This is a genomic window from Crocosphaera sp. UHCC 0190 (assembly GCF_034932065.1).
In the GTDB taxonomy this organism is placed as follows: domain Bacteria; phylum Cyanobacteriota; class Cyanobacteriia; order Cyanobacteriales; family Microcystaceae; genus UHCC-0190.
Window position 1 is genome coordinate 49,300 of record NZ_JAYGHP010000013.1, and the last position, 26,618, is coordinate 75,917.

The 26,618-nt window shown below is 39.1% G+C and carries 23 protein-coding genes; 13 read left to right on the forward strand and 10 right to left on the reverse strand.

Annotation, left to right across the window (positions count from 1 at the left end; genetic code table 11):
* Nucleotides 1-14: 14 nt before the first annotated feature.
* The gene (locus tag VB715_RS16905; RefSeq protein WP_323302388.1) at nt 15-1,787 is read left to right on the forward strand and encodes a glycosyltransferase family 39 protein; all 1,773 of its coding nucleotides are present in this window, start codon (nt 15-17) and stop codon (nt 1,785-1,787) included.
* Nucleotides 1,788-1,888: 101 nt separating this feature from the next.
* On the opposite strand, the gene VB715_RS16910 is transcribed toward VB715_RS16905, so the two are convergent.
* Nucleotides 1,889-2,206, reverse strand: a complete 318-nt coding sequence (locus VB715_RS16910) for a 2Fe-2S iron-sulfur cluster-binding protein (RefSeq protein ID WP_323302389.1) — start codon at nt 2,204-2,206, stop codon at nt 1,889-1,891.
* 197 nt (nt 2,207-2,403) lie between these two features.
* On the opposite strand from VB715_RS16910, the gene VB715_RS16915 reads away from it, so the two are divergent.
* A complete protein-coding gene (locus tag VB715_RS16915; RefSeq protein WP_323302390.1) occupies nt 2,404-2,580 on the forward strand; it encodes a hypothetical protein in 177 nt (58 codons plus the stop codon).
* Here the strand turns inward: VB715_RS16915 and VB715_RS16920 are convergent.
* Nucleotides 2,573-2,965: a RidA family protein gene (locus VB715_RS16920; RefSeq protein ID WP_323302391.1), complete on the reverse strand. Its 393-nt coding sequence runs from the start codon at nt 2,963-2,965 to the stop codon at nt 2,573-2,575. The genes VB715_RS16915 and VB715_RS16920 overlap by 8 nt on opposite strands.
* A gap of 167 nt (nt 2,966-3,132) precedes the next feature.
* Between VB715_RS16920 and VB715_RS16925 the strand changes: the two genes are divergently transcribed.
* Nucleotides 3,133-4,656, forward strand: coding sequence for a bifunctional pantoate--beta-alanine ligase/(d)CMP kinase (locus VB715_RS16925; protein WP_323302392.1), 1,524 nt, complete (start codon nt 3,133-3,135; stop codon nt 4,654-4,656).
* Between the two features lie 378 nt (nt 4,657-5,034).
* Here VB715_RS16925 and VB715_RS16930 read toward each other — a convergent pair whose 3' ends face one another.
* On the reverse strand, nt 5,035-5,625 hold the full coding sequence (locus tag VB715_RS16930) for a rhomboid family intramembrane serine protease (RefSeq protein ID WP_323302393.1): 591 nt from the start codon (nt 5,623-5,625) through the stop codon (nt 5,035-5,037).
* Nucleotides 5,626-5,812: 187 nt separating this feature from the next.
* On the opposite strand from VB715_RS16930, the gene VB715_RS16935 reads away from it, so the two are divergent.
* Complete coding sequence (locus tag VB715_RS16935; RefSeq protein ID WP_323302394.1) at nt 5,813-6,178, forward strand: hypothetical protein; 366 nt, start codon at nt 5,813-5,815, stop codon at nt 6,176-6,178.
* 3 nt (nt 6,179-6,181) lie between these two features.
* On the opposite strand, the gene VB715_RS16940 is transcribed toward VB715_RS16935, so the two are convergent.
* Nucleotides 6,182-7,984 (reverse strand): SLC13 family permease, encoded by a 1,803-nt coding sequence (locus VB715_RS16940; protein WP_323302395.1) that lies wholly within the window; start codon nt 7,982-7,984, stop codon nt 6,182-6,184.
* Between the two features lie 168 nt (nt 7,985-8,152).
* Here VB715_RS16940 and hpsL point away from each other — a divergent pair, with 168 nt between their 5' ends.
* The 8 genes from hpsL (at nt 8,153) to gltS (ending at nt 17,045) form a co-directional block, all read left to right on the forward strand.
* Entirely contained in the window at nt 8,153-9,898 is a 1,746-nt protein-coding gene (gene hpsL / locus VB715_RS16945) for a hormogonium polysaccharide biosynthesis protein HpsL (protein WP_323302396.1), read from the forward strand.
* Between the two features lie 4 nt (nt 9,899-9,902).
* Nucleotides 9,903-10,934, forward strand: coding sequence for a hormogonium polysaccharide biosynthesis glycosyltransferase HpsN (gene hpsN, locus VB715_RS16950; protein WP_323302397.1), 1,032 nt, complete (start codon nt 9,903-9,905; stop codon nt 10,932-10,934).
* Between the two features lie 28 nt (nt 10,935-10,962).
* Nucleotides 10,963-12,138, forward strand: coding sequence for a hormogonium polysaccharide biosynthesis glycosyltransferase HpsO (hpsO, locus tag VB715_RS16955; protein ID WP_323302398.1), 1,176 nt, complete (start codon nt 10,963-10,965; stop codon nt 12,136-12,138).
* Between the two features lie 119 nt (nt 12,139-12,257).
* On the forward strand, nt 12,258-12,452 hold the full coding sequence (locus tag VB715_RS16960; RefSeq protein ID WP_323302399.1) for an NAD(P)H dehydrogenase subunit NdhS: 195 nt from the start codon (nt 12,258-12,260) through the stop codon (nt 12,450-12,452).
* Between the two features lie 77 nt (nt 12,453-12,529).
* A complete protein-coding gene (locus tag VB715_RS16965) occupies nt 12,530-13,198 on the forward strand; it encodes an HAS-barrel domain-containing protein (protein ID WP_323302400.1) in 669 nt (222 codons plus the stop codon).
* A gap of 215 nt (nt 13,199-13,413) precedes the next feature.
* Nucleotides 13,414-14,907: a HAMP domain-containing sensor histidine kinase gene (locus VB715_RS16970; protein WP_323302401.1), complete on the forward strand. Its 1,494-nt coding sequence runs from the start codon at nt 13,414-13,416 to the stop codon at nt 14,905-14,907.
* 63 nt (nt 14,908-14,970) lie between these two features.
* Nucleotides 14,971-15,594, forward strand: coding sequence for a TIGR04282 family arsenosugar biosynthesis glycosyltransferase (locus VB715_RS16975; protein WP_323302402.1), 624 nt, complete (start codon nt 14,971-14,973; stop codon nt 15,592-15,594).
* A gap of 242 nt (nt 15,595-15,836) precedes the next feature.
* Nucleotides 15,837-17,045 carry a sodium/glutamate symporter gene (gltS, locus tag VB715_RS16980; RefSeq protein ID WP_323302454.1) on the forward strand — a complete coding sequence of 403 codons (1,209 nt, stop codon included), beginning with the start codon at nt 15,837-15,839 and terminating at the stop codon, nt 17,043-17,045.
* A 13-nt stretch (nt 17,046-17,058) separates the two neighbouring features.
* Here the strand turns inward: gltS and VB715_RS16985 are convergent, their stop codons facing one another.
* The 6 genes from VB715_RS16985 to VB715_RS17010 all read right to left on the reverse strand — a co-directional run bounded on the left by VB715_RS16985 (nt 17,059) and on the right by VB715_RS17010 (nt 25,802).
* Nucleotides 17,059-18,654: an Hsp70 family protein gene (locus VB715_RS16985; RefSeq protein ID WP_323302403.1), complete on the reverse strand. Its 1,596-nt coding sequence runs from the start codon at nt 18,652-18,654 to the stop codon at nt 17,059-17,061.
* 159 nt (nt 18,655-18,813) lie between these two features.
* Nucleotides 18,814-19,785 (reverse strand): solanesyl diphosphate synthase, encoded by a 972-nt coding sequence (sds, locus tag VB715_RS16990; RefSeq protein WP_323302404.1) that lies wholly within the window; start codon nt 19,783-19,785, stop codon nt 18,814-18,816.
* A 777-nt stretch (nt 19,786-20,562) separates the two neighbouring features.
* A complete protein-coding gene (gene murI / locus VB715_RS16995; RefSeq protein ID WP_323302405.1) occupies nt 20,563-21,408 on the reverse strand; it encodes a glutamate racemase in 846 nt (281 codons plus the stop codon).
* An 87-nt stretch (nt 21,409-21,495) separates the two neighbouring features.
* A complete protein-coding gene (locus VB715_RS17000) occupies nt 21,496-23,346 on the reverse strand; it encodes an N-acetylmuramoyl-L-alanine amidase (protein ID WP_323302406.1) in 1,851 nt (616 codons plus the stop codon).
* A 149-nt stretch (nt 23,347-23,495) separates the two neighbouring features.
* Entirely contained in the window at nt 23,496-24,887 is a 1,392-nt protein-coding gene (locus tag VB715_RS17005) for a cation:proton antiporter (protein ID WP_416336951.1), read from the reverse strand.
* Nucleotides 24,888-25,025: 138 nt separating this feature from the next.
* Nucleotides 25,026-25,802: an amino acid ABC transporter ATP-binding protein gene (locus VB715_RS17010; protein ID WP_323302407.1), complete on the reverse strand. Its 777-nt coding sequence runs from the start codon at nt 25,800-25,802 to the stop codon at nt 25,026-25,028.
* Between the two features lie 257 nt (nt 25,803-26,059).
* Between VB715_RS17010 and VB715_RS17015 the strand changes: the two genes are divergently transcribed.
* Nucleotides 26,060-26,548: a hypothetical protein gene (locus VB715_RS17015; RefSeq protein ID WP_323302408.1), complete on the forward strand. Its 489-nt coding sequence runs from the start codon at nt 26,060-26,062 to the stop codon at nt 26,546-26,548.
* Nucleotides 26,549-26,618 lie beyond the last annotated feature (70 nt).

Below are 26,618 nucleotides of genomic sequence, written 5' to 3' on the forward strand. Positions count from 1 at the left end.
TGTGAGGATAGTCAGTGTTAAAACTTCAGTCGTCTAAACAGTGGGTGAGTCAGGTATCTCAAGTCAATGACTGGGTACTTTTGTGTTTATGGGTGTTTCTTGGTAGTATTCTCCGCTTTGCAAATTTGACAGCTAAACCCCCTTGGACAGATGAATTTGCCACCATGGTATTTAGCTTAGGGAACAATTTTACCTCCGTTCCTCTGAATCAGGTTATTTCATTAGATACCCTTTTGCAACCACTTAGTTTGAACCCTGACGCAAATATCGGGGATGTTGTTTCTTTATTATTACGAGAAGATAATCATCCGCCTCTTTATTTTGTTTTGGTTCATTTATGGGTGAAATTGTTTCCTTCTTCCGGGGAGTATGTTGATGTTTGGGTCATGCGATCGCTGCCTGCTTTATTGGGAGTTTTATCGATTCCTGCTGTTTATTTTCTAGCAAAAATCGCTTTTCGTTCTCGTCTCATTGCCCAAATTAGTGCGGCTTTAATGGCGGTTTCTTCCTATGGTATTTTCTTGGCCCAAGAAGCGCGTCATTACACCTTAGCTATTTTGTTTGTCATTTTTTCTTTAAGCTGTTTAGTTGTCTCTTTGAGACATCTTTATCAGCAAACATTAATCCCATTATGGTTGGTTTTTTCTTGGATTTTGATCAATAGTTTGGGTTTATCAGTTCATTACTTTTTTTGTTTAACCCTGGTGGCAGAAGCCATTACATTAGGGATTTTAAGTTATTTCAAATTTCAACAAAATGTATCTGCTTCATTACAACGTAATTTAATCCGTATTCTCTTGGTAATTGTGGGAACGACTACCACCGGTTTAATCTGGATGTTTGTGGTAATTCCCCAAGGATACGGTAATAATATGATTACTTGGATTCATCCTTTAAGTCATATTTTATACGCCATTAGTCCCCCATTCCAATTGTTAGCGGTATGGGTTCCGATGATTTCTTTGTTACCTGTAGAATCGGATTCTATTCCCATTGTTATTCTGTCTGGTTTAATCTTACTGTTGTTTTTTATTTGGTTTATTCCTTATATCAACAGAGGAATTAAAACAGGAATGCAGTTAAATCAATTTCGCTTACCTTTGCTGATTTTGATGACATTTATTGGGGGTGTAATTAGTTTATTTCTCATCATTACTTATGTCATCGGACAAGATTTAACTCGTGCTGCTCGCTATAGTTTTACTTACTTCCCTGCTGTTATGGTTTTAGTTGGGGCAAGTTTAGGGATTTTGTGGAATGAAGTTAAACCGGAAAATATCATTTTACAACAGCAAAAAACATTAAATCCCCTAATTTTACTCCGCAAACTTTATGACAAATTAAACTCTAATGGGAAGTTAGCTTGTACGGCTGTTTGGGTAATGGGATTTTTAGGGGCAATTACAGTTATGGTTAATTTGGGTTATCAAAAATATTATCGCCCAGAACAATTTATTTCTGTGATTAAAGAAACCGCATCTCAACCTGTTTTAATCGCTACGACTCATAAAAGTTTAGTCCAAACCGGAGAAATGATGGGTATAGGTTTAGAATTACATCGACAATCTGAATTAGAAAATATTTCATTTTTGTTAATTCATCAAGAGCAAGATAATTCCCCTGAAACAACAGATAAACTACAACAAACCGTAGAAAAGCTGTCTCATCCCCTAGAAGTTTGGACAGTTAATTTTATAGCACCTATTGACTTGAAAAATTGTACTGTTGATGTCAAAAACCATCCTTATATTGATGGTTACGGATATAAAAGATATATTTGTAATTGAGTGAATTTTATCAATTTTGTGTAGAGACGTTTCATAAAACGTCTCTTTTTTAATCTTATCAAGTAGGGTGGGCAATGCCCACCTTACTTACTACAATCAGGTTAAGGTTGGGGAAACTGTCGATTATAAACCATGTCTTCTTTTTTCGTTTCCACTTTTAGGTTAGAACGAGGATAGGAGACACATAATAGGGCATAACCTTCTCCTTGTAACTCAGGAGATAACCCCATCCCTTCACTTTGATCAACCTCTCCCTCTAACAATTGTGCGGCGCAAGTGGTACAAACTCCCGCACTACAAGAAAAGGGCAAGTCAATGTTAGCCTCTTGGGCAGCAGTAAGCACCGTTTTATCGTCGGGAACTTCAATGGTGTAGGTTTCCCCTTCGTGATGAATTTCAACAGTATAAATATTTGACATAAGTCCCGTAAAACTCGATAAGCTTTCCTTGATCTAATGTATCTTTATTGGGCAACCCCTGGCTATTGTTAAGAAATATAGCTAAACTTAAAGCTTGATTGCAGTTTGCTTGATTTGCTGACAGAGAACCCCAACAGAATGTTATTTTTGAGCAACGCTTAATTAATGCGTCTCAAAATTGCTATCGGAAAGGGTATATGTACAATAAAAATACAGATAAAGACTTAGTGGCTGCTGGCTTAACCGCTGCCTTGGGTGCCGGAATTGTGACATCTTTTGCCGTTGGACAAGGACAAGATCCTTTACTGGCATTAGGAATCACTGCGATCGCTGCCATTTGTGGGGTGATCTTTCATCAATTTGATATTATTTAATCACAGCAATACATTCAATTTCTACTAACACATCTTTGGGTAAGCGGGAAACTTCAACGCAAGCACGAGCCGGGGCAGTTGCTTCGTCAAAATATTGGGCATAAACTTGATTCATTGGGACAAAATGCGCTAAATTTTTCAGAAAAACCGTTGTTTTGATCACATTTTCCCAAGTCGTGCCTGCGGCTTCTAAAATGGCTCCGATATTTTTCATAACTTGTTGGGTTTGTTGCGTAATGTCTTCCGATCCAACAATTTGTGATGTTTGGGGATCTAAGGGAATTTGGCCAGCAATAAATAAGAGTTGTCCCTGGACGGCGATCGCTTGATTATAGGGGCCAACAGGGGCCGGTGCATTTTCTGTACGGATAACTGTTTTACTCATTAATCATATTCAACTTGCTTACCAGGCTTGATCTTATCATTGTTGTCTGTCTGATCGACCCTATAGGTAGGGGGAATTGATGAATTACCCCGACAAACAACAGCATATATTGATTATGATCATATTTGGGCTAATTGCTCTTATTGTTTGATTTAATCGATAAAAAAATGCGTTTGTTTAAAACTGTGGCAGGGTTACGGGCTTATTTAGCTTCCCGACGAAACACCCAAAGCATCGGCCTAGTCCCCACCATGGGGGCTTTACATGAAGGCCATATTAGTTTAATTCGTCGGGCTATGACAGAAATGGATCTGGTGGTGGTTAGTATTTTTGTTAACCCCCTGCAATTCGCTCCCCAGGAAGATTTAGACAAATATCCCCGTCAATTGGCTCAAGATTGTCAATATTGCGAAGAATTAGGCGTAAAGGCTGTTTTTGCCCCAACCCCTGAAGAAATGGGCATTGATGAGATGACAACGAGAGTAATTCCTCCCCCTTCAATGCTCTCTCAATTGTGTGGCCCCTTACGGCCAGGACATTTTCAAGGGGTAGCAACCATTGTCACCAAACTTTTGAATATTGTCAGTCCCCAGGTGGCTTATTTTGGGGAAAAAGATGCTCAACAGTTGGCGATCATTCGTCAGTTAGTCACTGATTTAAAGTTACCAATTTTAATTAAAAGTTGTCCAATTATTCGGGAACCATCGGGCCTCGCTTATAGTTCTCGCAATCAATATCTTTCGGCTCAAGAACGAGATCAAGCCTTAGTTTTATATCATAGTCTTCAGCAAGCAAAACAAGCTTTTCAGCAAGGAGAAAGACAAGGGCCAATATTAATTGATTTAGTTCAGCAAAAATTGGCGTTTACTCCATTCCTTAAGGTGCAGTATGTGTCATTAGTTCACCCTGAAACCCTGAATTCCTTAGAGACTGTTGAAGAAGTAGGGTTATTGGCGATCGCCGCTTATGTGGGATCAACCCGTTTAATTGATAATGTTATGCTTAAGGTACGTCAACCGATTATCGCTATTGATGGGCCCGCCGGAGCAGGGAAATCAACCGTAACCCGTCGGGTAGCTCAAGCCCTTAATTTAACTTATTTAGATACAGGGGCTATGTATCGGGCGATCGCTTGGCTGCTGTTACAGTCTGGTATTGCCTTAGAAGATGAAAGTGCGATCGCCGAATTGGTGGCTCAAGCACGGTTAGAATTTCATAATCCCCCCCAAATTATAATTAATGGGGAAGATGTTACCCAGGCCATTCGTACCCCGGAAGTGACGGCTCTCGTCTCTCAAATTTCGGCTCAAGGGGCTGTGCGTAATCAGTTGCTTAAGTATCAACAAGAAATGGGAAAACGAGGCGGTATTGTGGCCGAAGGGCGAGATATTGGGACTCATGTGTTTCCTGATGCAGAGGTGAAAATTTTCTTAACGGCCTCAGTACAGGAAAGGGCCAGACGACGTTTATTAGATTTTCAGGCTCAAGGACAAGCCGAGATTAATTTAGCGCAACTTGAACAAGAGATTGAACAAAGAGATTATCGAGATAGTCACCGTTTAATTGCCCCCCTTCGTCAAGCGATCGATGCCATTGAACTGAACACAGATGGGTTAACGATTCAAGAAGTTACTGATAAGATTATTGCTCTTTGTCAAGCCAAACTGCCTGAGTTAAGAGCCGTTAATTAATGGCTGAAAAATCCTAAGATTTTCTAATGATAATGATTAAAAAAATCAATGGTGTTTAAAGGTTAATGATGGTAAAATTTTCAGTGACAACTAGGTACGGGAAACCCCGTATTGAAGAGAGTAAATTTTCCCATGCTATTTTGAGAGCTTTGGGTTACACTGAAAAAGAATACCTATACTGAACTTTTAAATTGAGTTGATTTTTATGAAGCCTGAAGACTTGCAAGTTATCTGGATTACATTGATTACTTCTCTTTTTTCCTTATTTCTTACCTTAAGCCTAGCTTAATCAAACGTTCATCTAAAAAATATGCTAAATTAAGTCATGGTGCGTGTACCACTAATTCCAGAGCAAACCAGGAAGGTACACGCTTTCTTTTAAGAATAAAATCGTTTTTCATTAGCAATCAATTTAGCCGCTAAAACTCCTCCTAAAAAGCCAAAAAGATGACCTTGCCAAGAAATTCCAGGACGACCCGGTAAAACGCCAAATATTAGTCCTCCATAGAGAACTCCGACAATAACTGAGAGAAAAATTGAAGCAAAATTTCGCTGAAAATAGCCTCTCAATAACAAAAAGCCTAAATAGCCAAAAATCAGAATACTTGCCCCAATATGTACTGATCCTGGTGCGCCAAAAAACCATACCCCTAAACCACCGATAATCATGGTTAAGAAAGTAACAATCCAAAAATCACTGGTTTCTTGTAACATGACTAACCATCCTAATACTAGAAAAGGAATGGTATTACTAATTAAATGGGCAAAATTTCCATGTAAAAAAGGGGCAAATAAAATGCCTCTCAACCCAATAAGACTGTGAGGAACAATACCAAAGCGATCTAAGCTTCCCCTCAACATAAATGTATCTAATAATTCTGTTACCCAGAAAATTGCGACAAAACCGCCTAGAATCATAGCGTGGTTTTTCATCTCACGGGAGATAGAATTTTGTTTGCGATCACTCATCTTCTCGATCCTAAAATTAATCAGTTAGTGATTAAACTTGTACCTTATATTAACCATCATAATCATTATTCTCAATTTTAATGCTACATAACTTAATCTGAGACTCTTAGAGAAAAGTTTACAATGGAGATAGGAGAATCTACTGAGAAAAGACTCAGACGCTTCTCGGCAGAATTGAGGTGGTCTTATGTTCAATAAGTCTTTTAGCCTAATGTTAGGCATAACCCTCTTGATGAGTGGGTTTCCTAAAGATATCTTAGCCTATCCCGTCCAGATTAGAACCAATCCCTATTCAGGCATTCATCGCACAATCATCGCACCTAATACTCAACCTAGTCGATCTTATTATCGAGGTAATTCCTACTATGGTGGGGGAGGCAATTCCTATTCGAGAGAAAGGATTATTATTGAACGGAATCAACGAGGATATTGCGGTAATTGTGATTATCCTAACCATTCTTATCCGTCTCAATATAATCGCGGCTATCAAAGATATTATAATCCTAACCGATCTAATATTTCGCCAGGCAATAATTATCCCGGTTATGATTGATTCCTAAGACAGTCCATAAATTTTGGCAATGAGTAAGGGAACAATCAAAGTTAAGGTCAAAGTAAGAGGAAGTCCGACACGGGTAAAATCCAAAAATCGGTATCCTCCTGGCCCGTAGACCATGGTATTTGTTTGATAACCAATGGGAGTCATATAGCTATTAGAAGCAGCAAACATAACAGCTAACATAAAGGCCAAGGGGTTAAGACCGAGATTTTTAGCCACTTCAGCGGCCACAGGTAACATCAAAAGAACCGAGGCATTATTAGAGAGAATTTCCGTCAGTAAAGCAGTGGCTAAATAAAATAGAACCAACACCCAGTAACTGGATAAATGACTACCCAAAACAACAATATATTGAGCGATAAGTTGATTGGCTCCTGAGTTTTCCATGGCAATTCCTAGAGGAATTAATCCAGCTAATAGGAAAATAATATCCCAACGAACGGCCCCATAAATTTCACCAGGTTTTAGACATCCGGTAAATATCATGAGCATTACTCCCACTAAACTACTGACTAAAATCGGGAGTAAATTAAAAGCAGCAGTCAGAACAACACCACAAATAATGGCAAGAGAAATATAAGCTTTATCTTGGCGTAGGGTTTCTATATCTCTTTCTTCAAGCACTAATAATTCTCTCGTTGTTTGTAACCCAATAAAACTTTCTTTAGGCCCTTGAACTAATAATAAATCCCCAAAGCGTAGCCGAACTTTACCGAGTCTTTCTCGCAGTAATTCTTCCCCTCGACGAATAGCGATAACTGTGGCATTATACCGTTGTCGAAAGCGTAAATCTTTGAGGGTAGAACCAATTAAACGGGAATTAGAAAGAATCAAAACTTCAGCCACTTTATCTTCTCCAAAACTGAGTTCTTCTTCAATTGTATTTTTGTCAAATTGAACATCAGCTAAGATATCTACTCCTCTTTCATCTCGAATTTGCAGTAAATCATCTTTGCTTCCCCTGACTAATAAAATATCACCTAATGATAAAACTTTATCTGCCAAAGGTTGAGGAAAATGAAGATCATTATGGATGATTTCTAAGACATCAATGTCAAATTTTCGTTGAATTCCACTTTGACGCAATGTTTGCCCAATGAGATTAGAACGAGGGGTAATAATGATTTCACTAACGTAATCTTTCATGCCATAATCTACATTAACTCCCTGATTATTAGTCGACTTACGTTCCGGTAATAATCGAGGAGCAATAAAAGTCAAATAAGTTAGCCCAATGAAGAAAGTAGGAATACCAACAGGGGTAATTAAAAAAATACTAAATTCACCATAACCCAACTTTTTTGATAATCCACTGGCTAGGATATTAGTTGATGTACCAATGATAGTAATTACGCCACCTAAAATAGCGGTGTAGGACAGAGGAATGAGTAATTTTGAGAGAGAAATTTTGCGTTTTTTTCCCCAAGCTTCTACAATGGGAAGAAAAACAGCGACGACAGCTGTGTTATTAATAAAAGCACTGATAAAACCCACAATTAATCCCATAGAAACAATTTGTTTACTGAGACTTCTTCCCCCTAATTGAAATAACAAATCTCTAACAATTTGTAAAACTCCCGTTCGGGTAATTCCGGCACTTAAAATAAACATAGCCATGACGGTAATTGTGGCAGAATTACTAAATCCAGAAATACCTTCTTCGGGAGTCACTAAACCACATAGAATTAATAATATGGCAATCCCTATCGCTGTGGTATCCACAGGTAAAAACTCAAAAATAAAGCTAATTAAGGCTAAGAGCAAAATCCCTAATGTTAAGGCAATAGGAGGAATAGACATCAGTAAAAATTTTAAACATAAAATTCACAATATTATATCATAATCAGTTAATAAAAAAACTTAATTCAAGAGAAATATCAGAGTTATTTATAACAATTGCCCTAAAAATTTAATAATTTTTGTATATTATGTATAATTTACACAGGCAGTCACAACAGCTTAAAGATAATGGTACGCTCTAAGAGCAAAAGAAAAGCAACCAAAGGTCAAAAAGGGACTTCAGTCATTGATATCAAAGAAAAACTGGCCCAAAAACGCCAAGGGAGAGAAAAAAGGAGAAAACTCATGAGTTTGATCGGATTCTCTTTATTCTTTGCGATTATTGTGGGAGTGACTTTGAGTTTCAGTATTAGCCCGAAAGTCGGTATTAGCGTTGGCGTTTTAGTGCCAACCATGGTTATTTGTTACAATTATCCCCGAACGGCTATGTGGGCCTTTCTCATTTATATGCCATTCAGTGGTACGGCAACCTACTGGATTGGTGGGGGAAATGCCCTTTTTCAAATATCCAAAGATGGGTTTTATATTCCTGCTTTACTTGGCTTCATAACAGAGTGTCGCCGCAAAAGAAAACCCATTATCGTGGCCAAACAATTGCTTCCTACTTTACTTTTGATCTTAACCTGTAGCCTGCTCACACTATTTTTAGTCAATGGATTGCAACATTTTTTGCCTACTTGTGATTCTCTCAGTGACTATGAAGAATTTTTGCGGGATGCCAATGGAAACTTTATTTTAGATAGCAACGGAATCATTATACGAACCCCATGTCGAAGTGGAATTCCCTTTCTACAAGGGGTAATAGGATTAAAAGTATTACTTGGTTATGTTCCCTTGATTTTTTGTGCTTATTACTTAATTGAAGATAAAAAAAAGTTACTTTTTTTTGGTCGCTTGCTGGTTGTTTTAGCGATTATTTGTTGTTTGTTAGGCTTGGCTCAATATTGGATGTTGAAAACAGGTCGATGTCGGGGAACAGATTACCTAACAGGACTCAAATTATTCCAGCCCCAATTAACGGCTAAATGTTTAGTAGGAGGTTCTTTACTTTATAGTCCCAGTCAAGGACAAATTCGACTACCTGGAACTTTTGTCTCTCCTTGGCACTGGGCATGGTTTTTAATAGGAAATGCGGCTATTACTTTTGCTGTTGCTTTTAGTGATACATCTTTCTTTTGGCGCAATACTGGTTTAGTGGGTATGGCCCTAGTTTTTATTAATGCGATTGTCTGTGGACAAAGAATAGCCTTAGCGATGGTGCCAGCATTAATTGTTATTTTACTATTTCTCACGGGACAAGTTGCTAACCTGAAGCGATTTATTCCCATTGGAATTGGTCTTGCTTTTGTTCTATTTGTTGGATTTTCTTTTATAAATCCGGATTTTATTCAAGAAAGAATTGACAGTTTTGTGGCTCGGTGGAATGCGGCTCCTCCCTATGTTTTTATGCAAGACCAATTCCTATATGCCCTAGATAACCAAAAAGGAATTTTAGGGAGGGGTCTGGGTAAAGCAACAAACTCTACTCGAATTTTTGGTTCTGTTTCTTTAGTAGAAACCTATCATCCTAAACTTTTATTTGAAATTGGGTTTTTAGGTTTAGGAGCCTTTATGATTTTTGTCAGTCATTTATCCTTTCTTACTTTTAAGGCGATGAAACCCTTAAAAGATAAAGCCCTAAAAAGTTTTGCTTCTGGGTTTTGGGTGTTTATCTTAATTATTAGCTATTTCCCCTATTGGTATCCCTTGGACACTGATCCAGTTTGTGTCTATTATTGGCTATTTGCTGGTATTATTTTAAAATTGCCCCTTATTGATAAAGAGGAACAAGCGAAGTTAAAAGCCCAAAAAGACGCAGAAGACGCTAAGAAAAAGAGAGTTAAAACCACTAAAAAAGTTCCATCAGCCACCTAAAATTATGACCTATCCCTTGATTTCTTTAATTATTCCTACCTACCGCCGAGAACAAATCTTAAAGGATACCCTTGAAGATGTTCTGAAGCAAGATTATCCCCATCTTGAAATTATCGTCGTTGATCAAACTCTTACCCATGAACCAAGCATTCAAGCTTATTTAGAACAGCTAGTTAACACCCATAAAATCCAGTGGTTTCGCGTTAATTGGGCTAGTTTACCAGGGGCTAGAAATTATGGTGTTCGACGGGCTAAAGGGGAGATCATTCTCTTTATTGATGATGATGTTCAATTACCCCCAAACTATCTATATGCTCACGTAGAAGCTTATCAGAAAGATCCAAGGATTGGAGCTATTGCGGGACGGGTTTTAGACCGAATGAAATTGGCTGATTCTGAAAAGGTTGCTAACCCTGAATCTCCCTATACTATTGAGATTTTACCACCAGAAGCAATGGATCCTGGTATTGCTTGGTATCATATTGATTTGGTTCATACAACGAAACCACAACAAGTTATTTCAACCCGTGGTTGTAATATGTCTTTTAGAAAGGAAATTTTTACTAAATATAATATTTGGTTCGATGAAAGATTTCGAGGGAGTGCCGTTAGAGAAGAGTCTGATTTTTGCTTAAGGCTAAGACAAACAGGTTATAAAATTTGGTATGAACCTGATGCTTATTTAGTGCATTTAGGAGAAGAAACAGGAGGATGTCACGACATTAGTACCCGTTCTTTTAATTATCAACTCACTTTCTATCATAATCATTTTTTAATGGCCCTGAAAAATCTAAACCTTAATCAACAATTACGTTTATATGCTAAACTTTTTGACTGTCATGTATTAGGAAATCCCCCCTGCAATAAAGGTGGTTCACCCCTTAAAATTCTGGTACGTTTGTTTTTTTATAGTTTGGGTTTATTGGATGCTATGAAAACAGTTATTCTTGCCAAGGGTAGTGATGGACAAATTTATAGTCAAGAAGATTTAAACAACTCTCAATTGAATCAGAATCAACTCTCTCAGATAGCTTAAATAAACTTGATTGTTAATTAACACTAATATGAAAATTTTAGTTGCTAGTCACACCTATATTGTTGATCTCAACTGTGAAAAATTCAGGACTCTAGCCAATCTTGAACCGAATATTGAGGTCATAATTGTTGTCCCGAAACAATGGCGGCCAGGTGGGGTACAAAATAAACTAATTGAGACAAAACCTCGCACTGAGGGAAATTTTAAGGTAATTCCGCTTTCTAATTTTAGTAAAAATAATCAAGGATTATTAACATTTGGATTAGAGATTATTTCTTTATTACAAGAGTTTAAGCCCCAAATTATTCAAGTTGAACAAGGAGTTAAATCCTTTGCTTATGCTCAATTAATCACCCTTAATCGCGGGTTAAATCTCAAGGCAAAAAATCTATTTTTTACTTGGTGGAATCTTCCCTATGCTTCCAAATTCCCCATTGCTTTGTTAGAACAATATAACCTCAAAAATACTGATGGGTTAGTCGCTGGAAATCAAGATGCGGCTGATATTTTACAAGATCATGGTTATAATAAAGCTGTTCAAGTAATGCCGCAATTGGGAGTAGACGAAACTTTGTTTTCTCCCCAAAAACAGCCTGAATTAGCCAATGAACTAGGTATTAAACCAGAAGAATTCGTGATTGGATTTGTGGGAAGATTTGTAACAGAGAAAGGAATTTTAACTTTATTAAAATCCGTGGCTAAGTTATCTCATTATTCTTGGAAACTCCTCTTATTGGGTAGGGGAGAATTAAAAGAAACAATTCTTAATCAAGCTCAAGAACTTGGACTTAAAGATAGATTAATTATTATTGAAAGTGTTCCCCACGCTCAAGTCCCTCGTTATATTAACTTGATGAATGTTTTAGTTTTACCCTCAGAAACAACCTATGAATTTAAAACCTTAACTGCTGTAGGTTGGAAAGAACAATTTGGTCATGTTTTAATTGAAGCTATGGCCTGTAAAGTTCCCGTTATTGGCTCTAATTCTGGGGAAATTCCTAATGTTATTGAAGACGCTGGATTGATTTTTCCTGAAGGAGATGATCACGCCTTACAAGTTTGTTTAACTCAACTCATAGAAAAGCCACAGTTAGCCCAAGAATTAGCAGAGAAAGGCTATCAAAGAGTCTTAGAAAAATATACCAATAAAGCCCTCGCACAACAATTATTAATTTTTTATCAAAAACTCTTACAATCATCTTGAAATAACCAAGACGCAAAAAGTCAGCAATTCTTGAAAAAATATCCTTAACATCATTGTCCACAAATAGGGATTATACTGCTAAGCTAGAGGGAGAAACTTTTTGAATCCAGATCAAGACCATGTTAATTTTACCAGGCACAACAGTACGCATCACTAATCCTAATGATACTTACTACCGTTTTGAAGGACTGGTACAGCGAGTAAGTGACGGAAAAGCTGCTGTATTATTTGAAGGTGGAAATTGGGATAAACTCGTTACTTTTCTGTTATCTGAAATAGAAGCTGTTGATCTAACTTCAGGCAAGAAAAAGTAAGATTATTGGATTGAATTAAATTATTTTATTTTTTGATAGACGCAAAATTTTGCGTCTCTATAGTTGTTGATTTAATTATGCGTCTTCCCTTACCCCAATTTGCCACAGATAGTCGTCATCCCGATCATATTGCGGAAGTGATTGAAACATCAACCACGCAATTTTTAGCCCAATGTTTGGAACCAGAAACCTTAAGTTTTCCTATTATGCCACCTTTTGGCAGTTGGGTAAAATCCTTAGATGAAGAATCAGGCAATAAGATTTTGGGAATTGTTACCTATGCGACGACAACCCCCATTGATTCCGTCCATCGTGCGAGAGCATTAGGATTATCTTTAGCCGATTTACGGGAACAACAACCCCAAATTTTTGCTATGCTCAAAACTGAGTTTCGGGCCGCAATTGTTGGCTTTGAATCTCCTCAAAATATGGGCAATGGCAATGGACAAAATTTAGGAAAAGTTTATCAATTTTTGCCTCCTCGTCCCCCTCAAATTCATCAAGCTGTACATCGGTGTCAACCCATCGAAATCGTTTATTTTAGTGAGCAAGTGGAATTTTTACGGATTCTTTTGCAAGTTAAAGAAGCTCCATCAGAAGCATTAATCGCGGCGGCAATTAGAGAAATTTACTTGTTACGAAAAGCTGACAGAGATTGGTTAGTTAGAGTCGGACGAACGTTAAGCATTTTATTAAAAGATGATTATGATCGTTTACAATATATTCTCAGCCAAGTCACCTTATAAAAACCATTAATTGATGAAATGTTAAGGGATGCTGAAGTAGAATTTTGGCAATCAGATCACTGACAGGTTGTGACTTCTTTTCAACTGAAACCACCCATCAATCCTTCCTGGGGAAATTGCCCCTAATTCGGTTCGGTTCTACCACTATTCTTAATCCCTTGATTCCATTACCATCAGAGATGTTAGAGGTCAATTGTTTGCACTGAGAGAAATTCATGATTGTGTCTGAGGGAGTATTAGGGAAACTAAGCGATATTATTAATCGTCACGAAGAGACGGTGATTCAACCTTGTGTGTCTCAACAAACCACCGAGGAAATTGACCAACTTCGACTTAAGGCCCAAGGACAATGGTTTAGTGCGATCGCCGCTTTAGAAACCTTACTGTTATCTGAAATTGAGAAGACAACGGAGGTAGGATTTACCTCTCAAGGACTGATTTTATCAGCCCCTACCCCCATCCTTTGTCATACCACCCTCACCAACCAACTTCAGACGGGAATTTTTACTTTACAAATGGGTCAAAACTTGGTACGAAAACGGTTTCAGTTACCAGCGGCCCAATCAACTTGTGTAAATACCGATTCCCCAGGAATTACCGAACTGCCTTTGTCCCCTCAAGATCCTCTGCTTACTGAACAATTTTGCCTGGTTTTGACCCCTCATTTTGGTTTAATGATGGTTTTAGGGGAAGATCCTCTAGGACTGCCCGCCTTTCAATTTTCCTTTGATCCTGATGTGGTAGAAGAAGGTTGGTTAACCTTGCGATCGCGTCTTGTCATGACCCATCATCCTCAATTACGGCAGTTAGATAGGTGTTTTCAAGAATTTCCCCCAGTTGCGCCTAATTATCGTATTGTTAGCCAATTTAGTCGCTTACTTCTCCATTATTTGCCTCAATTTCCTGCTCTTTCTTCTCGAAAAATTCATTCTTTTTGTGAGTTAGAAACATCTAAAAAAACGGCGAAAAAAGTGGCTGATATTCCTTTACATATTCCAGGAATTGATGAAGCCACAGATATTGCTTTATTACAGGCATTAACCCATGAAATTCGCACGCCTTTGACCAGTATTCGTACGATGACAAGGCTATTATTAAGGGGTCGAGAATTAGAGCCAAAAATGAGAAAATTATTAGAGAATATTGATCAAGAATGTACGGAACAAATTAATCGCATGGAATTGATTTTCCGGGCCACAGAACTGAAAAGCAAAACTAATCACAACTTAGGGGTTGAATTAGTACCAACGTCTTTAGAAGGTTTGTTAAATCAATGTATTCCCCGTTGGAAAAAACTAGCCCAACGACGAAATGTAGTGCTTGATGTGGGACTTCCCAAGAAATTACCCCAAGTGGTTAGTGATCCAGGAATGTTGGATCAAGTGTTAACTGGATTGATTGAAAAATGTACTCGTAATCTAACAAGTGGGGGACATCTTCGGGTGCAAGTTAGCACTGCTGGTCATCAATTAAAGTTACAATTTCAAACAGAATCTAATCAACCAAATAACCCGCTTCAAGCATTAGGACAACTGTTAATGTTTCAACCAGAAACAGGCAGTCTAAGTCTTAATTTAGATGTGACAAAAAATCTCTTTCATCGTTTAGGTGGTAAGTTAATTGTTCGTCAGCGATCGCAACAAGGTGAAGTGTTTACAATTTTCTTACCTTTGGGAACAAATTCCGTTAGCTACCGCACAGTTAAATAAGTAGGGGTCAACGGCCGTTGACCCCTATAACGGTGTGATAATTATCGTTAAAAATCCTTAAAAATGTCTCAGCATAAATTATCATCAAATCATTGTCTAATTATCTTTACTCGCTATCCTGAACCTGGAAAAACAAAAACCCGTTTAATTCCTGTTTTGGGTGCAGAAGGAGCAGCAAATTTACAAAAACAATTAACAGAACATACAGTAAAACAAGCCAAAAAACTGTTAAATAATCTTGCAATTTCTATCTATTATACAGGCAAAAATAAGGAATTAATGCAAGCATGGTTAGGGGATAATTTAAGTTACTATTCCCAAGCAAGGGGAGATTTAGGAAATCGCATGAATATGGCTTTTATTGAGTCGTTCAAATTGGGTTTTTCTAAGGCTGTCATTATTGGTATTGATTGTCCTGATCTTAATATAAATATTCTTAAAAATGCTTTTAATTATTTAGAAAATCATGATTTAGTGTTAGGAGAAGCTGCCGACGGTGGTTATTATTTAATTGGCTTAAAAAGAGTTATTCCTGAATTATTTAGAGAGATTCTTTGGGGAACATCTGAAGTTTTATCCATGACGACAAATATTGCTGATGGACTCAATTTAAGTTATTATCTTTTACCTGTTTTATCCGATATTGATCGTCCCGAAGACTTATATATTTGGGAGAAATATAAATGAGTAAGCTGTTAATTATTCAAAATATTCGTTGATTGCTTCGGGGTGAAATAAATATTCCATATCCAGGGCTTAATATTATTAAGCCCAATTATTTGCAAAATATATCAATTATTAATAATTATCTATGTTTGAGGGTTTTAGTAATCCTTTTAAGGCTGATTGATAGGATTAAACCCCTAACTACGAACTAACTTAATTGCGCTACAATTTGAATATTGGCTAACCAATTATGATTTCAGATGATGAGTATCTTTCAATTAGATGTACGCCAAACCATTATTGTAGCTATTTTAGTCCTTTATCTTGGTAAGTATCTAACAAAACAGATTAGTTTTTTGCGGAATTTCAACATCCCTGATGCTGTGTCAGGAGGTGTTTTAGCCTCCTTAATTTTTGGTATTTTTTATGCTGTCTTTAAGTTTCAAATAGAATTCGCTCTCTATGCCCGTGATGCTTTTTTAATTATTTTTTTTACAACTATTGGAATTTCCTCCAAGCTGAAAACCCTTCTAAAAGGAGGAAAACCCCTCTTAATTTTGTTAGTAACTGCGGTGAGTTATCTATTTATCCAAAATCTTACTGGGGTAGGGATGGCTGCATTAATGGGGCTAGATTTGCCCATTGGCCTGCTTTCGGGTTCAGTTGCTCTGAGTGGTGGCCATGGAACGGCGATCGCTTGGTCGCCTATTTTTATGAACAATTATGGGATTGCCAATGCTTCGGAAATTGGCATTGCTAGTGCCACTTTTGGTTTGGTCTTGGGGGGAATTATTGGGGGGCCAACCGCAAAATTTTTGATTATTAGAAACCGACTTCGACCCAATTATCAAGAGCAAGAACTCGCCATCGGAATCAAGCATAACCGGAGGAATGTCAAAATTGACTACAATACTATGCTGAATTCCTTCTTAGTGATTGCTGCCGCTATTGGTTTAGGACTTCAAATCAATGTTCTCGCTACCTTGATAGGGTTAAAATTGCCTGATTTCGTCGCCTGTTTATTGGCGGGAATTATCTTAACCAACATCATGCCACTCATCTTAAAACGCTTTCCTTGGCCTACTGAAACCCCTTCTCTGGCGTTAATCTCTGATCTTGCTCTCGGTTTGTTCCTTGCGATGTCATTAATGAGTTTGCAGTTGTGGACATTAGCAGATATGGGGGGAGCGATCGCCTTCTTACTGTTGGCGCAGTTGTTGATCAGTACGCTTTATACCATCTTTATTGTCTTTCCTGTCATGGGCAAAAATTATAATGCTGCGGTTATCTCCGCAGGGTATTCTGGATTGACGTTAGGTGCAACCCCAACGGCGATCGCCAATATGACTGCTGTTACAGAACAATTTGGGGCTTCCCCTCAAGCGTTTATTATTCTTCCTTTAGTGGGAGCCTTTTTTATTGATATTGCCAATTCCTTCGTGATCCAAAAGTTTCTTAATTTTATGAGTTGAGCATCACTTTTGTTTAACTTAATTGAGTAACAATTTGATTATTGGCTAACTGATTTTGTGTCAATAAATCTTCCACATTAATCCTTAAAAATCCCTGATTATCTACCCAAAATTGTAACTTAATTCTATCACTTCCAGGGGAACCTAAAGGATCTAATTGAGCAATGGTTCGCGCCCCATCTCGATCATTTAACGGTTGTACATTTGTCTCTCCATTACTAATAGAACGAGTCACCAAACGATCACCATCAAAATAAACTTCTGTTCCCCCTGTTTCTGCCCCTAATTCCCCGATAATTAATTCTATACTAGGTTGATTTTCAATTGATGCTCCTAACATAATTTCTATGGGGTTACTCATCGGATAAGCTTGCCCTGATTTGATGATAGGATGCCAACTATGACAGTTTTTACGACGGTTCCAATATCTGATACCATAACTATGATATAAGAAGTCTTTGACCTCAAATCCTTGGGCTAATTGTAAGGCTCCTTGGGCAATGGCTTCAAAGGGGCGATCGCATTTAATTTTTGACTCTTCAAAGTATTGTTTAACCCAAGTTTGTACTGAGGGAATTTGTACCGTTCCCCCCACTAATAACACCCCATCAATATCCGTTTTTTCAATACCATTTCGTCTTGCTTGTTGCAAAACTTGAGTCATTAATTCATCTAATTTCTCAAAAAATTGCTGTTCTTTTAAAATAGTTTCAAATTGTTCTCGGTGTAAAGCTAATTCATAACTCTCAAAGGTTTGATCATTAAAATAGACTTCATTGGCTTCAATTTCAGAAGATAATTTAACTTTTAGCCGTTCTGCTAATCTTAAAGTTAAAGAAGATTTGGGTAAATTTTGAGTATCAGCAAAATAATTAATCAACCAATCATCAATATCTGAACCCCCTAAATTTGAGCCAGCTTTCGCTAAAACACGGGCAAGTTTCGCTTTCTGTCCTGAACTTTCTCCTAAGAATTTTTGCCCCCACTTTAAAATAAATCCTTGATTTTGTTGTTTGTTTTCTACCCCTAACTGCACCAAAGATAAATCAATTGTTCCTCCCCCAAAATCTACCACTAATAATAAACTTTCTTCAGTTTTTCCGTAGCCTAATGCTGCTGCTGTGGGTTCATCTAATAGTCTAATCTGTTCAATATTCCACCCTAGACAAACTTGACTTAACCAATGACGATAGGTTTCAAAACTATCAACAGGAACCGTTAAAACCAAAGAATCTAAGGGCGTAACACTTTCATTCTTTATCTGTTTAATTAAATCACTTAAAAACCATTCTCCCACTTGCTCAAAAGTAATTGATTGACCATCTAATTCCGGCAAAAAACCTTGAATATTTGCCCCAATACCTCGCTTAAACTGTCGAAAAAATCGCGGATTATTAGATAAATCCAAACCGCGATCTCGTACTTTTTGACCCACTAATATTTGCGCTTGCTCCGCATTTTCAATATAGACTAAACTCGGAATTAAAGGGGGATTATTCCCCAATTGTTGACAAACTCCTGGCAGTTTAACCATTTCTGGGGTTGCCGTGACAGGGTTTAAACGGGTAATTATGGTGTTGCTGGTACCGAAGTCAATGGCGTAGGACACTTTGATTTAAACAGTTGTAAAAGACAGCAAAATGATAGCTAATTTTATTAAAATAGCAGAAGATGTTCTCAAATGACAAGGTAAACTATGGGAACAAGATAATTATCAACCTTGCCCTATTTTATTCAAGGATTTTTAAACTGAACGTCTGGCCATCTCTTAATAAAGACGACTCAAAGCATAATCCGCTAAATCAGTTAACGACTGAGCAGAAACAGACGGTTGCAGACAATCAAGGTGTTTGAGAGCCAATTGAGCATGATAAGCGGCTAATTCCCGCGATCGCTCAATGCCGTGACTTTCTTTCACAATAGATAACGCCTTTTCAATGTCTCCTGGCTCACTAAATTCTCGTTCAATTAATGTTTCTAAATAGGGGGTTTCCTCCATGGCATATAAAGCAGGGGCAGTAATATTTCCACTGATTAAATCTGAGCCTGCGGGTTTGCCTAAAACCTCAGTTGATGAGGTAAAATCTAAGATATCATCCACTATCTGAAATGCTAATCCTAAATAACGTCCGTAGGCATAAAGATTATCGATGACTTCTGTGGATACATCACTTAAAATCCCTGCTGATTTGGCACTATTGGCAATTAAAGAAGCAGTTTTGTAGTAGCTTTTTTCTAAATAAGCATCCAAGGTTAAACTGGTATCAAAGCGATTAATGCCTTGAAGAATTTCTCCTTCAGCAAAATCTCGAATCACTTCTGATAGCAGTTTCACTACTTCTAAATTATCTAAATTAGCTAAATACCAAGAAGATTGAGCAAATAAAAAATCCCCAGCTAACACCGCAATTCGGTTATCAAATAAACTGTTGACTGTGGGAACATTACGCCGTAATTCTGCTTCATCGACCACATCATCATGGACAAGACTAGCTGTATGGATCATTTCCGTAATTTCTGCTAATCTACGATGACGTGGGGTAATTTCACGCTCCAGCATAGTGGCCCGTGAAACTAACAAGACAATAGCTGGACGAATCCGCTTACCCCCAGCATCAAACAGATGTTCAGCAGCCGCTCCTAGAATGGGATGACGGGCCCCCACTAAACGTTTTAAGTTCTCTGTTAGAAGGCGCAAATCGTTGTCAACGGGAGAAAATAGAGAGGTGGTTGAGATCATTCAGTTAGCCAAACCTGGTTATTCAGTTACGAAAGTTTACATATCCTTGTATTTATTTTAAGCTAACCTTTCCAGACAAGGGAACTTGATTTGTTATTTTCTTTCCCCAACCCCCAACCAACTCGGTAAAATCCCCAAAAAAATCCTCCATTTCTGAATTCTTATGTTAAGTTAGTAGTAAGGGTTTTAAGAATTTCCCCCCTCACAACTAAAATGCCCCAGATGCCTATTTAATCTAGGCGGTTTTAGGAGAAGAGGGAAAGTCAGCAATGATTGGTTGCTGATGGGTCGCCAAAGGGCCTTAATTTGGAGTGCCTTAGCTTTGATCGCAGTAGACAGTAAACAGCAGGGGCTGGCATTGAGCAGAAGCCTGAAGCTGTTTAGGTTCAGTTAAAAGCGGGGTTGTTTAACGGCAAGTTCAGGAGAGTGAAAGCTTTTCCCTTGCTAGATTCCAGCAGTGTTATTTTTAACGACTGTTGATTTCAGCTAACTATTAAAAATCTAAATTTGTTGACTTTAACCTAGTGTCCACCTTAGCAATGAAAACCTGAAGACAAGACAATGCCTCTGATCACTCTGATTCTTGCCGCTCTCTACCTGTTGATGATTTATGGATTGTTAATACTCGCTCAGCGCACGGGTAAGTGGTTATCCCCCACCCGCCGTGATGTTGGCTAAAACAATTTGCCTTGAGATCAACCATTATAAGCAAATAATTTACGAATTTAAAGGATTGGTAAAGGTGTGAGGATGTGTACGTCAAAGCCAATCCTTAACTCATTCTAGCATTTCCACTTCTTCCCAAGTGACCGCCGCCGTCACCATCGTCGGCAAAGACACGGATTCAACCGTGGGATGATATCCTAACCATTGTTGAGAGAGTTGGGAAAAGGTTTGGGGGCAACCACTGACAGCGAAGCGAGTGGGTAAAGCTGGCCGAGTTTGTCCGAGTGCCATTAATTTTAACTCTTTTTCCGCCGCTTGCACCACATAACGGGCCGGATCGATTAGATTGACTGTGGGGGGAACAATTCCTTTAATCACCGTTTCCAGATGACGATAATGGGTACAACCATAGACTAAAGTATCGATATTCCGAGCCAGTAATGGTTGAAGATACAATTGGGCCATCTGTTTCGTGTAGGGTTCCCAAATGCGGTTTTGTTCAATTAGTGGCACAAACTCAGGACAAGGGATTTGCCAAACTTGGGCATTGGGATCAATTTCTTGAATCGCTTGACGGTAAGCATTGCTTTTAGCGGTTGCTGGTGTAGAAATCACCCCGATGCGTTGACCTTGTTTAACGGCCGCCTTTGCTCCTGGTAAAATCACCCCTAAAATGGGAAAATCAAACTCTTGACGTACTGCTTCCAAGGCCAGGGCAGAACTCGTATTGCAGGCCATGATGACCATTTTAACATTTTGTTGGGCCATCCAAGTCAAAATTTCCCGAACAAATTGTAAAATCTCGCCAGAAGGACGATTACCATAGGGAAGTCTAGCCGTATCAGCAAAATAAAGAATGGATTCCTGGGGCAACTGTCGGTAAAGTTCCCGTAAAACAGTCAATCCACCCACACCACTATCGAAAATACCAATCGGACTGTTTTGAATCTCTCTCATCTGCAATAAATTCACGTAAAAGAAGTTTTTGACAATTGAAACACGAATAACTAAGGAAGTAAATATATTTTAAAGAAAGAAATATACTTAGAGCCTTTTTTGCTGAATATAATCTAAAATTCCTTGAGCGATCGCACTAGCCATCTGACGACGATAGGCCGGATCTCGCAAACGGGGATTATCTTCAGCCCCTGTAACAAATCCTACCTCAACTAAAGAAGAAGGCATCCGAGAATTTCTTAACACATAAAACCGAGCTTGTTTAACCCCGCGATCGCGGACATTGATACTACGCATGATACTACGATGAATGGCATCCGCTAATTCTCGATTCCCTGCATAAAAAACCTCTAACCCATTGATATTGCTGCGGCCTCCTCCCACCGCATTAGCATGAATACTAACAAAAATATCCGCTCGGGCCCGGTTCGCCATATCAGTGCGTCCCTGAAGGCTAACAAAATAATCCGCATTGCGAGTCAACATTACCTCAATCCCTTGCTGTTTCAGCATTTGAGTCACATCAAGGGAAATCGGCAAAATGACATCTTTTTCCTGTAACCCCCCCAAACCAACCGCCCCTGGGTCTTTTCCCCCGTGGCCCGGATCAATGACCACCAAAACCCGCCCCCTAGGAGTCCCCGTCGGGGGGTTAGTGGGAAAAGAATCTGGAGGCGGAAAAGAGGGGTTAGAAGGGAGAGGAACGGGGATGGTACTAGGATTTCCAGGGGGGGTAACAGCCTGTAGAGAACGCACCTCTAAGGATAAGGTTTGTTGACTCGTTTGACTTAACCCCCCAAAGCGAATGCCCAAAGAAGGCTGAACCATAATCACCACCGTTTCCGCATCCGCTTGACGAACCTGGAGTTTATAGATAGGGCTATTTCTCCCCAATTGTGGCCCTTGAAGGGGTTCAGCCAGTTGGGCTTGAGGAATACGGATTTCATAGACTCCTGTCCGCCGATCTAAGTTTCCCGTTCCTTGAATGGGGCCATCAGCCTGAATTACTAATTGGCCATTGTTATTGGTTAATTGAATAGCCGATATGGTAGGATTTTGGTTTTGAGTTGGCTTAACGGTGAGTTCAGGAGAAGGGGCGGGGGGTTTTAAGCCTTCAACTTGGGATAAGCCGCCTCTGGGCAATAAAACCAACCCGCCTAAACGGGAATAATAAGCTTGCCAACCTGGACTATCTTTTGCCACCCGCAAGGTTAAACGGACTGCAGGGGGGGAGGTTTGGATTTGTTCAAATTTGAGATCACTCACCCCATATTCATTAACAGGCAGGGTTTGATCCACTAAGGATTTGGGCAAAACCGCCCCAGGCAAGGTTAAGGCAATGGTTTGTTGATCCTCACTCCGTTCCGCTTGAATATCCTTATTTTCCCCCATGCTATCTAAGCGAACAAATAAGCCATTACGGGTGACTTGAAAGTCATTAGATTGCCTACTTGATGGGGGAGTTGGGCCAAGGGGGCGTAAGGGCCCTGGGTTATTGGGAGAGGGTAGAGATGGAGGAGGAGTCCTAGGGGTTGGGGTAGAACTACCGATTCGTTGGGGAGTCGGCAATTCTACTGTCCATTGCGTCGGGGAAAGGCCCCGCACTTTAACTTGTGTGGGATCAACCGTGTATCCAGGGGCTAATTCAATCACCAAACGGGCTGTTTGGGAGTCAAATTGACCGGCGCGAACACTTCTAATGGCCCCACCAATCGATTGATCGACGCTGGGCCTTCCCAGGGTAATCCCTGGTAAGTCTAGAACAATCCGAGTCGGATTGGCAATCAGTTGGGCCCGAGGTTGAACCCGTGAGTCTGTGGTAAAAGTTAGGCGATTTTGATTGGTTTCAAACCGCCAAAATAAAAGTTTACCCGCCTGGGCAGGAAGGGCAAATAATAGTGTGCTGAGGATACTGATTAGTAGCCAGTGAAATCTCACAATGGTTGCTCCTGTAGAGAATAACGGTTGTGATACAAATTCAAGGTTAATTGCAACCGTCTTACTCATCAACTTCAAGAGACGGAAAAATTAAGCCGAGGTTTCGATGATCCTGGGTTATGTCAAGAAAGTTTTATTTTTTAGGGAATTTAGGTCGATTCTTGTTCTTGAGTTTTGGGCGTGGGTTCTTTAAAAACAATACGCAACCAAGGGGGGGCGATAAAGGTTGTCAGGATTACCATGATAATAATAGCGGCATCGGTGGATGGGGAAAGGGCCCCACTGGCTGAACCGACTCCGGCAAAGACTAACCCCACTTCTCCCCGTGGAATCATCCCTACCCCAATGGCGAGTTTATTGAGTTCGGGTTTCCCGAAGACGGTGAATCCAGTAACTACCTTACCAATAATTGCCACAATAACTAAAAAGGCGGCAACAATTAAGCCCTCTCGGTTACTGGGAATGGCAGGATTTAAGACGCTTAAGTCGGTTTTTGCTCCCACACACACAAAGAAAATGGGAACGAAAATATCCGCAATCGGGATGATTTGTTCTTCGAGTTCTTTGCGTTTTTCCGTTTCTGCTAATACCAATCCTGCGGCAAACGCTCCCAGAATGGCTTCTAATTGAATGATTTGGGCAATGTAGGAGAGGACAAAGGCGAAACAGAGGGAAACTAATAATAACTGTCCCCTGGTCTTCATTTCATCTACTAATTTGACGTAAAAGGGACGGAGAAGCCGGCCCATTAAAATTGCACCAATGAGAAAAGCTGCCGCACTAATCATCAGGTAAACGATATTGAAAATTTGAATTTCTCCGGTTTTCACTAAACTGGCCACCACGGCCAGAACAATAATCCCTAAAATATCATCTAAGACAGCAGCCCCAATAATAATCTGACCTTCTGAAGAACTGAGACGACCAATTTCTGCTAACACTTTGGCAGTAATACCAATACTGGTGGCGGTTAAGGCGGCCCCGGCAAAGATGGAGGGAACAATGGACAGATGGAATAGATAAACTAAACCAAGGGTTCCCAAGGTAAAGGGTGTCACTACCCCAACCACGGCGACAACAGCGGCCTGGGGCCCCACCCGAATTAGTTCTTTCAAGTCAGATTCTAGCCCAATTTCAAAGAGGAGAATGATAACCCCTAATTCGGAAAGGACAGAAATTACTTCCCCTTGGGCGGCAAATACCGCTTCTAAGCCTTCTGGGGTGGTATCTGTGCCGAGTTGTAGAAATTGCATTAAGAGGGAGTTATTGGCGTGAAAATCCCCTTCAGGAAAGACTAATAATCCTAAAACGGATACCCCAACGATGACACCGCCCACCAATTCCCCTAATACGGGAGGAAGATTGATGCGAAAGCAAATTTCACCCCCTAGTTTACTGGCAAAGTAAATCACGACTAAACTTAGGAGAACGCTGGCCAGCACCAAGGCACTGTCAGCCGTTTCTCCTTCTGTGGCTGTTGCCAGTAGGGGGAAATATGAATACAAATGTGTCATAGACAAGGTTGCAGTTAATATACTCATTCAGATTACATCAGGCATGAGATCGGCAAAAATCACTTCTATTACTGTACAGGGTTCTTTGAGCGATCGCCGCCAGTTTGATGAAATTAACTCAATCTAGAATAAAATATAAAATTAGTTTGGCATAACTTTTTTTTGTTACAAAATTTGAGATAAAAATTGCTGAGTTCTTTCTTCTTGAGGATGATTAAAAAAGTCTTCCGGTGAGGCAATTTCAATGATTTTACCCCCGTCCATAAATACCACCCGATCCGCAACTTCCCGCGCAAACCCCACTTCATGAGTCACACAAACCATCGTCATCCCAGAATCAGCTAAACTTCTCATCGTATCTAATACCTCTTTAATCATCTCAGGATCAAGGGCCGATGTCGGTTCATCAAATAACATAATTTTGGGTTGCATGGCTAATGCACGGGCGATCGCTACTCGTTGCTGTTGTCCTCCTGATAATTGACCTGGATATTTAGAAGCCTGTTCCAAAATTCCCACTTTTTCTAATAATTGCATGGCTAATGCTTCTGCTTTTTCTTTTTTCCAATGACGTACCCAAATGGGAGCTAAAGTAACATTATTTAATACTGTTAAATGGGGAAATAAATTAAATTGTTGAAAAACCATTCCCACTTCTCGACGAATGGTGTCAATGTTTTTGAGGTCATGGGTAAGCTTAATTCCATCAATGATGATATTGCCTTTTTGATAAGGTTCAAGGGCGTTAAAGGTGCGAATAAAGGTAGATTTACCTGAACCAGATGGCCCCATAATAACCACGACTTCCCTCTGATGAACCCTGAGACTCACCCCCCGCAAAACATGAAAGTTATTGTCATACCACTTCTCAACATCCTCCGCAATAATCATGGCATTTTCTGCGGGAGATAGGGAAGAAGGATCACTTAAAGATTGGGTCATAAGTTTCACAATTATTAGAGATTTTAGCTTAACATGAAACCATTTTACTTATCTACGATCACAAATTCAAAATAGAACATATATATTAATTATCTAGGCCATCAATGAAAAATTTTCGCCTACCTATGATGATTGATTTTTATGGATTTTCATTGACTTTAAATATTTATCACCCAAGATGTTATTTTTGATGATTTTATTGGGAACCTTAAGAGTGCCAATTCAACGGCTATAATCACTCTTAATTGTAAAGTTTTATGATCAAACTTTTTTCATTATTAGTAATATCACTAATTCCTCTAATTTTTCTTGATAGCTGTAGCTCTTCAAAAATTAACCCTCTTAGCTTAATAGCAGATGAGAGTTTTTCCGTTATTCAAGATGATTCCTCGTCTCTTGAAGATAATTGGTTGAAGATTGGAGATAATTCCTTATCTCTTGAAGATAATTGGTTGAAGGTTGGGGATGATTCCTCGTCTCTTGAAGATAATTGGTTGAAGATTGGAGATAATTCCTTATCTCTTAAAGATAATTGGTTGAAGGTTGGGGATGATTCTGATTCCTCGTCTCTTAAAGATAATTGGTTGAAGGTTGGAGATGATTTTTTGATTTCATCTAACGAAGATCAAAATAATGAAGGGAATCAATCTCACGAACCTCCTCCTTCGGTAAAAATTAATGAGCCTTCCTTAAATCCCCTAGTTTTATTAGTCATTCTCTGCATTTTTATCAATTATCGTCATTGACTTCCGTAACAACAATTAGATGGGTTTGCCCTGTATTTTACCCAATAAAAAACCCCGGCGCGCTACCGAG

What these genes read in the sequence shown, in the direction of transcription:
- VB715_RS16910 (WP_323302389.1), bottom strand. Translation starts at nt 2,206, where the DNA reads ATGTCAAATATTTATACTGTTGAAATTCATCACGAAGGGGAAACCTAC.
- VB715_RS16915 (WP_323302390.1), top strand. Translation starts at nt 2,404, where the DNA reads ATGTACAATAAAAATACAGATAAAGACTTAGTGGCTGCTGGCTTAACC.
- VB715_RS16920 (WP_323302391.1), bottom strand. Translation starts at nt 2,965, where the DNA reads ATGAGTAAAACAGTTATCCGTACAGAAAATGCACCGGCCCCTGTTGGC.
- VB715_RS16925 (WP_323302392.1), top strand. Translation starts at nt 3,133, where the DNA reads ATGCGTTTGTTTAAAACTGTGGCAGGGTTACGGGCTTATTTAGCTTCC.
- VB715_RS16930 (WP_323302393.1), bottom strand. Translation starts at nt 5,625, where the DNA reads ATGAGTGATCGCAAACAAAATTCTATCTCCCGTGAGATGAAAAACCAC.
- VB715_RS16935 (WP_323302394.1), top strand. Translation starts at nt 5,813, where the DNA reads ATGTTCAATAAGTCTTTTAGCCTAATGTTAGGCATAACCCTCTTGATG.
- VB715_RS16940 (WP_323302395.1), bottom strand. Translation starts at nt 7,984, where the DNA reads ATGTCTATTCCTCCTATTGCCTTAACATTAGGGATTTTGCTCTTAGCC.
- hpsL (WP_323302396.1), top strand. Translation starts at nt 8,153, where the DNA reads ATGGTACGCTCTAAGAGCAAAAGAAAAGCAACCAAAGGTCAAAAAGGG.
- hpsN (WP_323302397.1), top strand. Translation starts at nt 9,903, where the DNA reads ATGACCTATCCCTTGATTTCTTTAATTATTCCTACCTACCGCCGAGAA.
- hpsO (WP_323302398.1), top strand. Translation starts at nt 10,963, where the DNA reads ATGAAAATTTTAGTTGCTAGTCACACCTATATTGTTGATCTCAACTGT.
- VB715_RS16960 (WP_323302399.1), top strand. Translation starts at nt 12,258, where the DNA reads ATGTTAATTTTACCAGGCACAACAGTACGCATCACTAATCCTAATGAT.
- VB715_RS16965 (WP_323302400.1), top strand. Translation starts at nt 12,530, where the DNA reads ATGCGTCTTCCCTTACCCCAATTTGCCACAGATAGTCGTCATCCCGAT.
- VB715_RS16970 (WP_323302401.1), top strand. Translation starts at nt 13,414, where the DNA reads ATGATTGTGTCTGAGGGAGTATTAGGGAAACTAAGCGATATTATTAAT.
- VB715_RS16975 (WP_323302402.1), top strand. Translation starts at nt 14,971, where the DNA reads ATGTCTCAGCATAAATTATCATCAAATCATTGTCTAATTATCTTTACT.
- gltS (WP_323302454.1), top strand. Translation starts at nt 15,837, where the DNA reads ATGAGTATCTTTCAATTAGATGTACGCCAAACCATTATTGTAGCTATT.
- sds (WP_323302404.1), bottom strand. Translation starts at nt 19,785, where the DNA reads ATGATCTCAACCACCTCTCTATTTTCTCCCGTTGACAACGATTTGCGC.
- murI (WP_323302405.1), bottom strand. Translation starts at nt 21,408, where the DNA reads ATGAGAGAGATTCAAAACAGTCCGATTGGTATTTTCGATAGTGGTGTG.
- VB715_RS17005 (WP_416336951.1), bottom strand. Translation starts at nt 24,887, where the DNA reads ATGAGTATATTAACTGCAACCTTGTCTATGACACATTTGTATTCATAT.
- VB715_RS17010 (WP_323302407.1), bottom strand. Translation starts at nt 25,802, where the DNA reads ATGACCCAATCTTTAAGTGATCCTTCTTCCCTATCTCCCGCAGAAAAT.
- VB715_RS17015 (WP_323302408.1), top strand. Translation starts at nt 26,060, where the DNA reads ATGATCAAACTTTTTTCATTATTAGTAATATCACTAATTCCTCTAATT.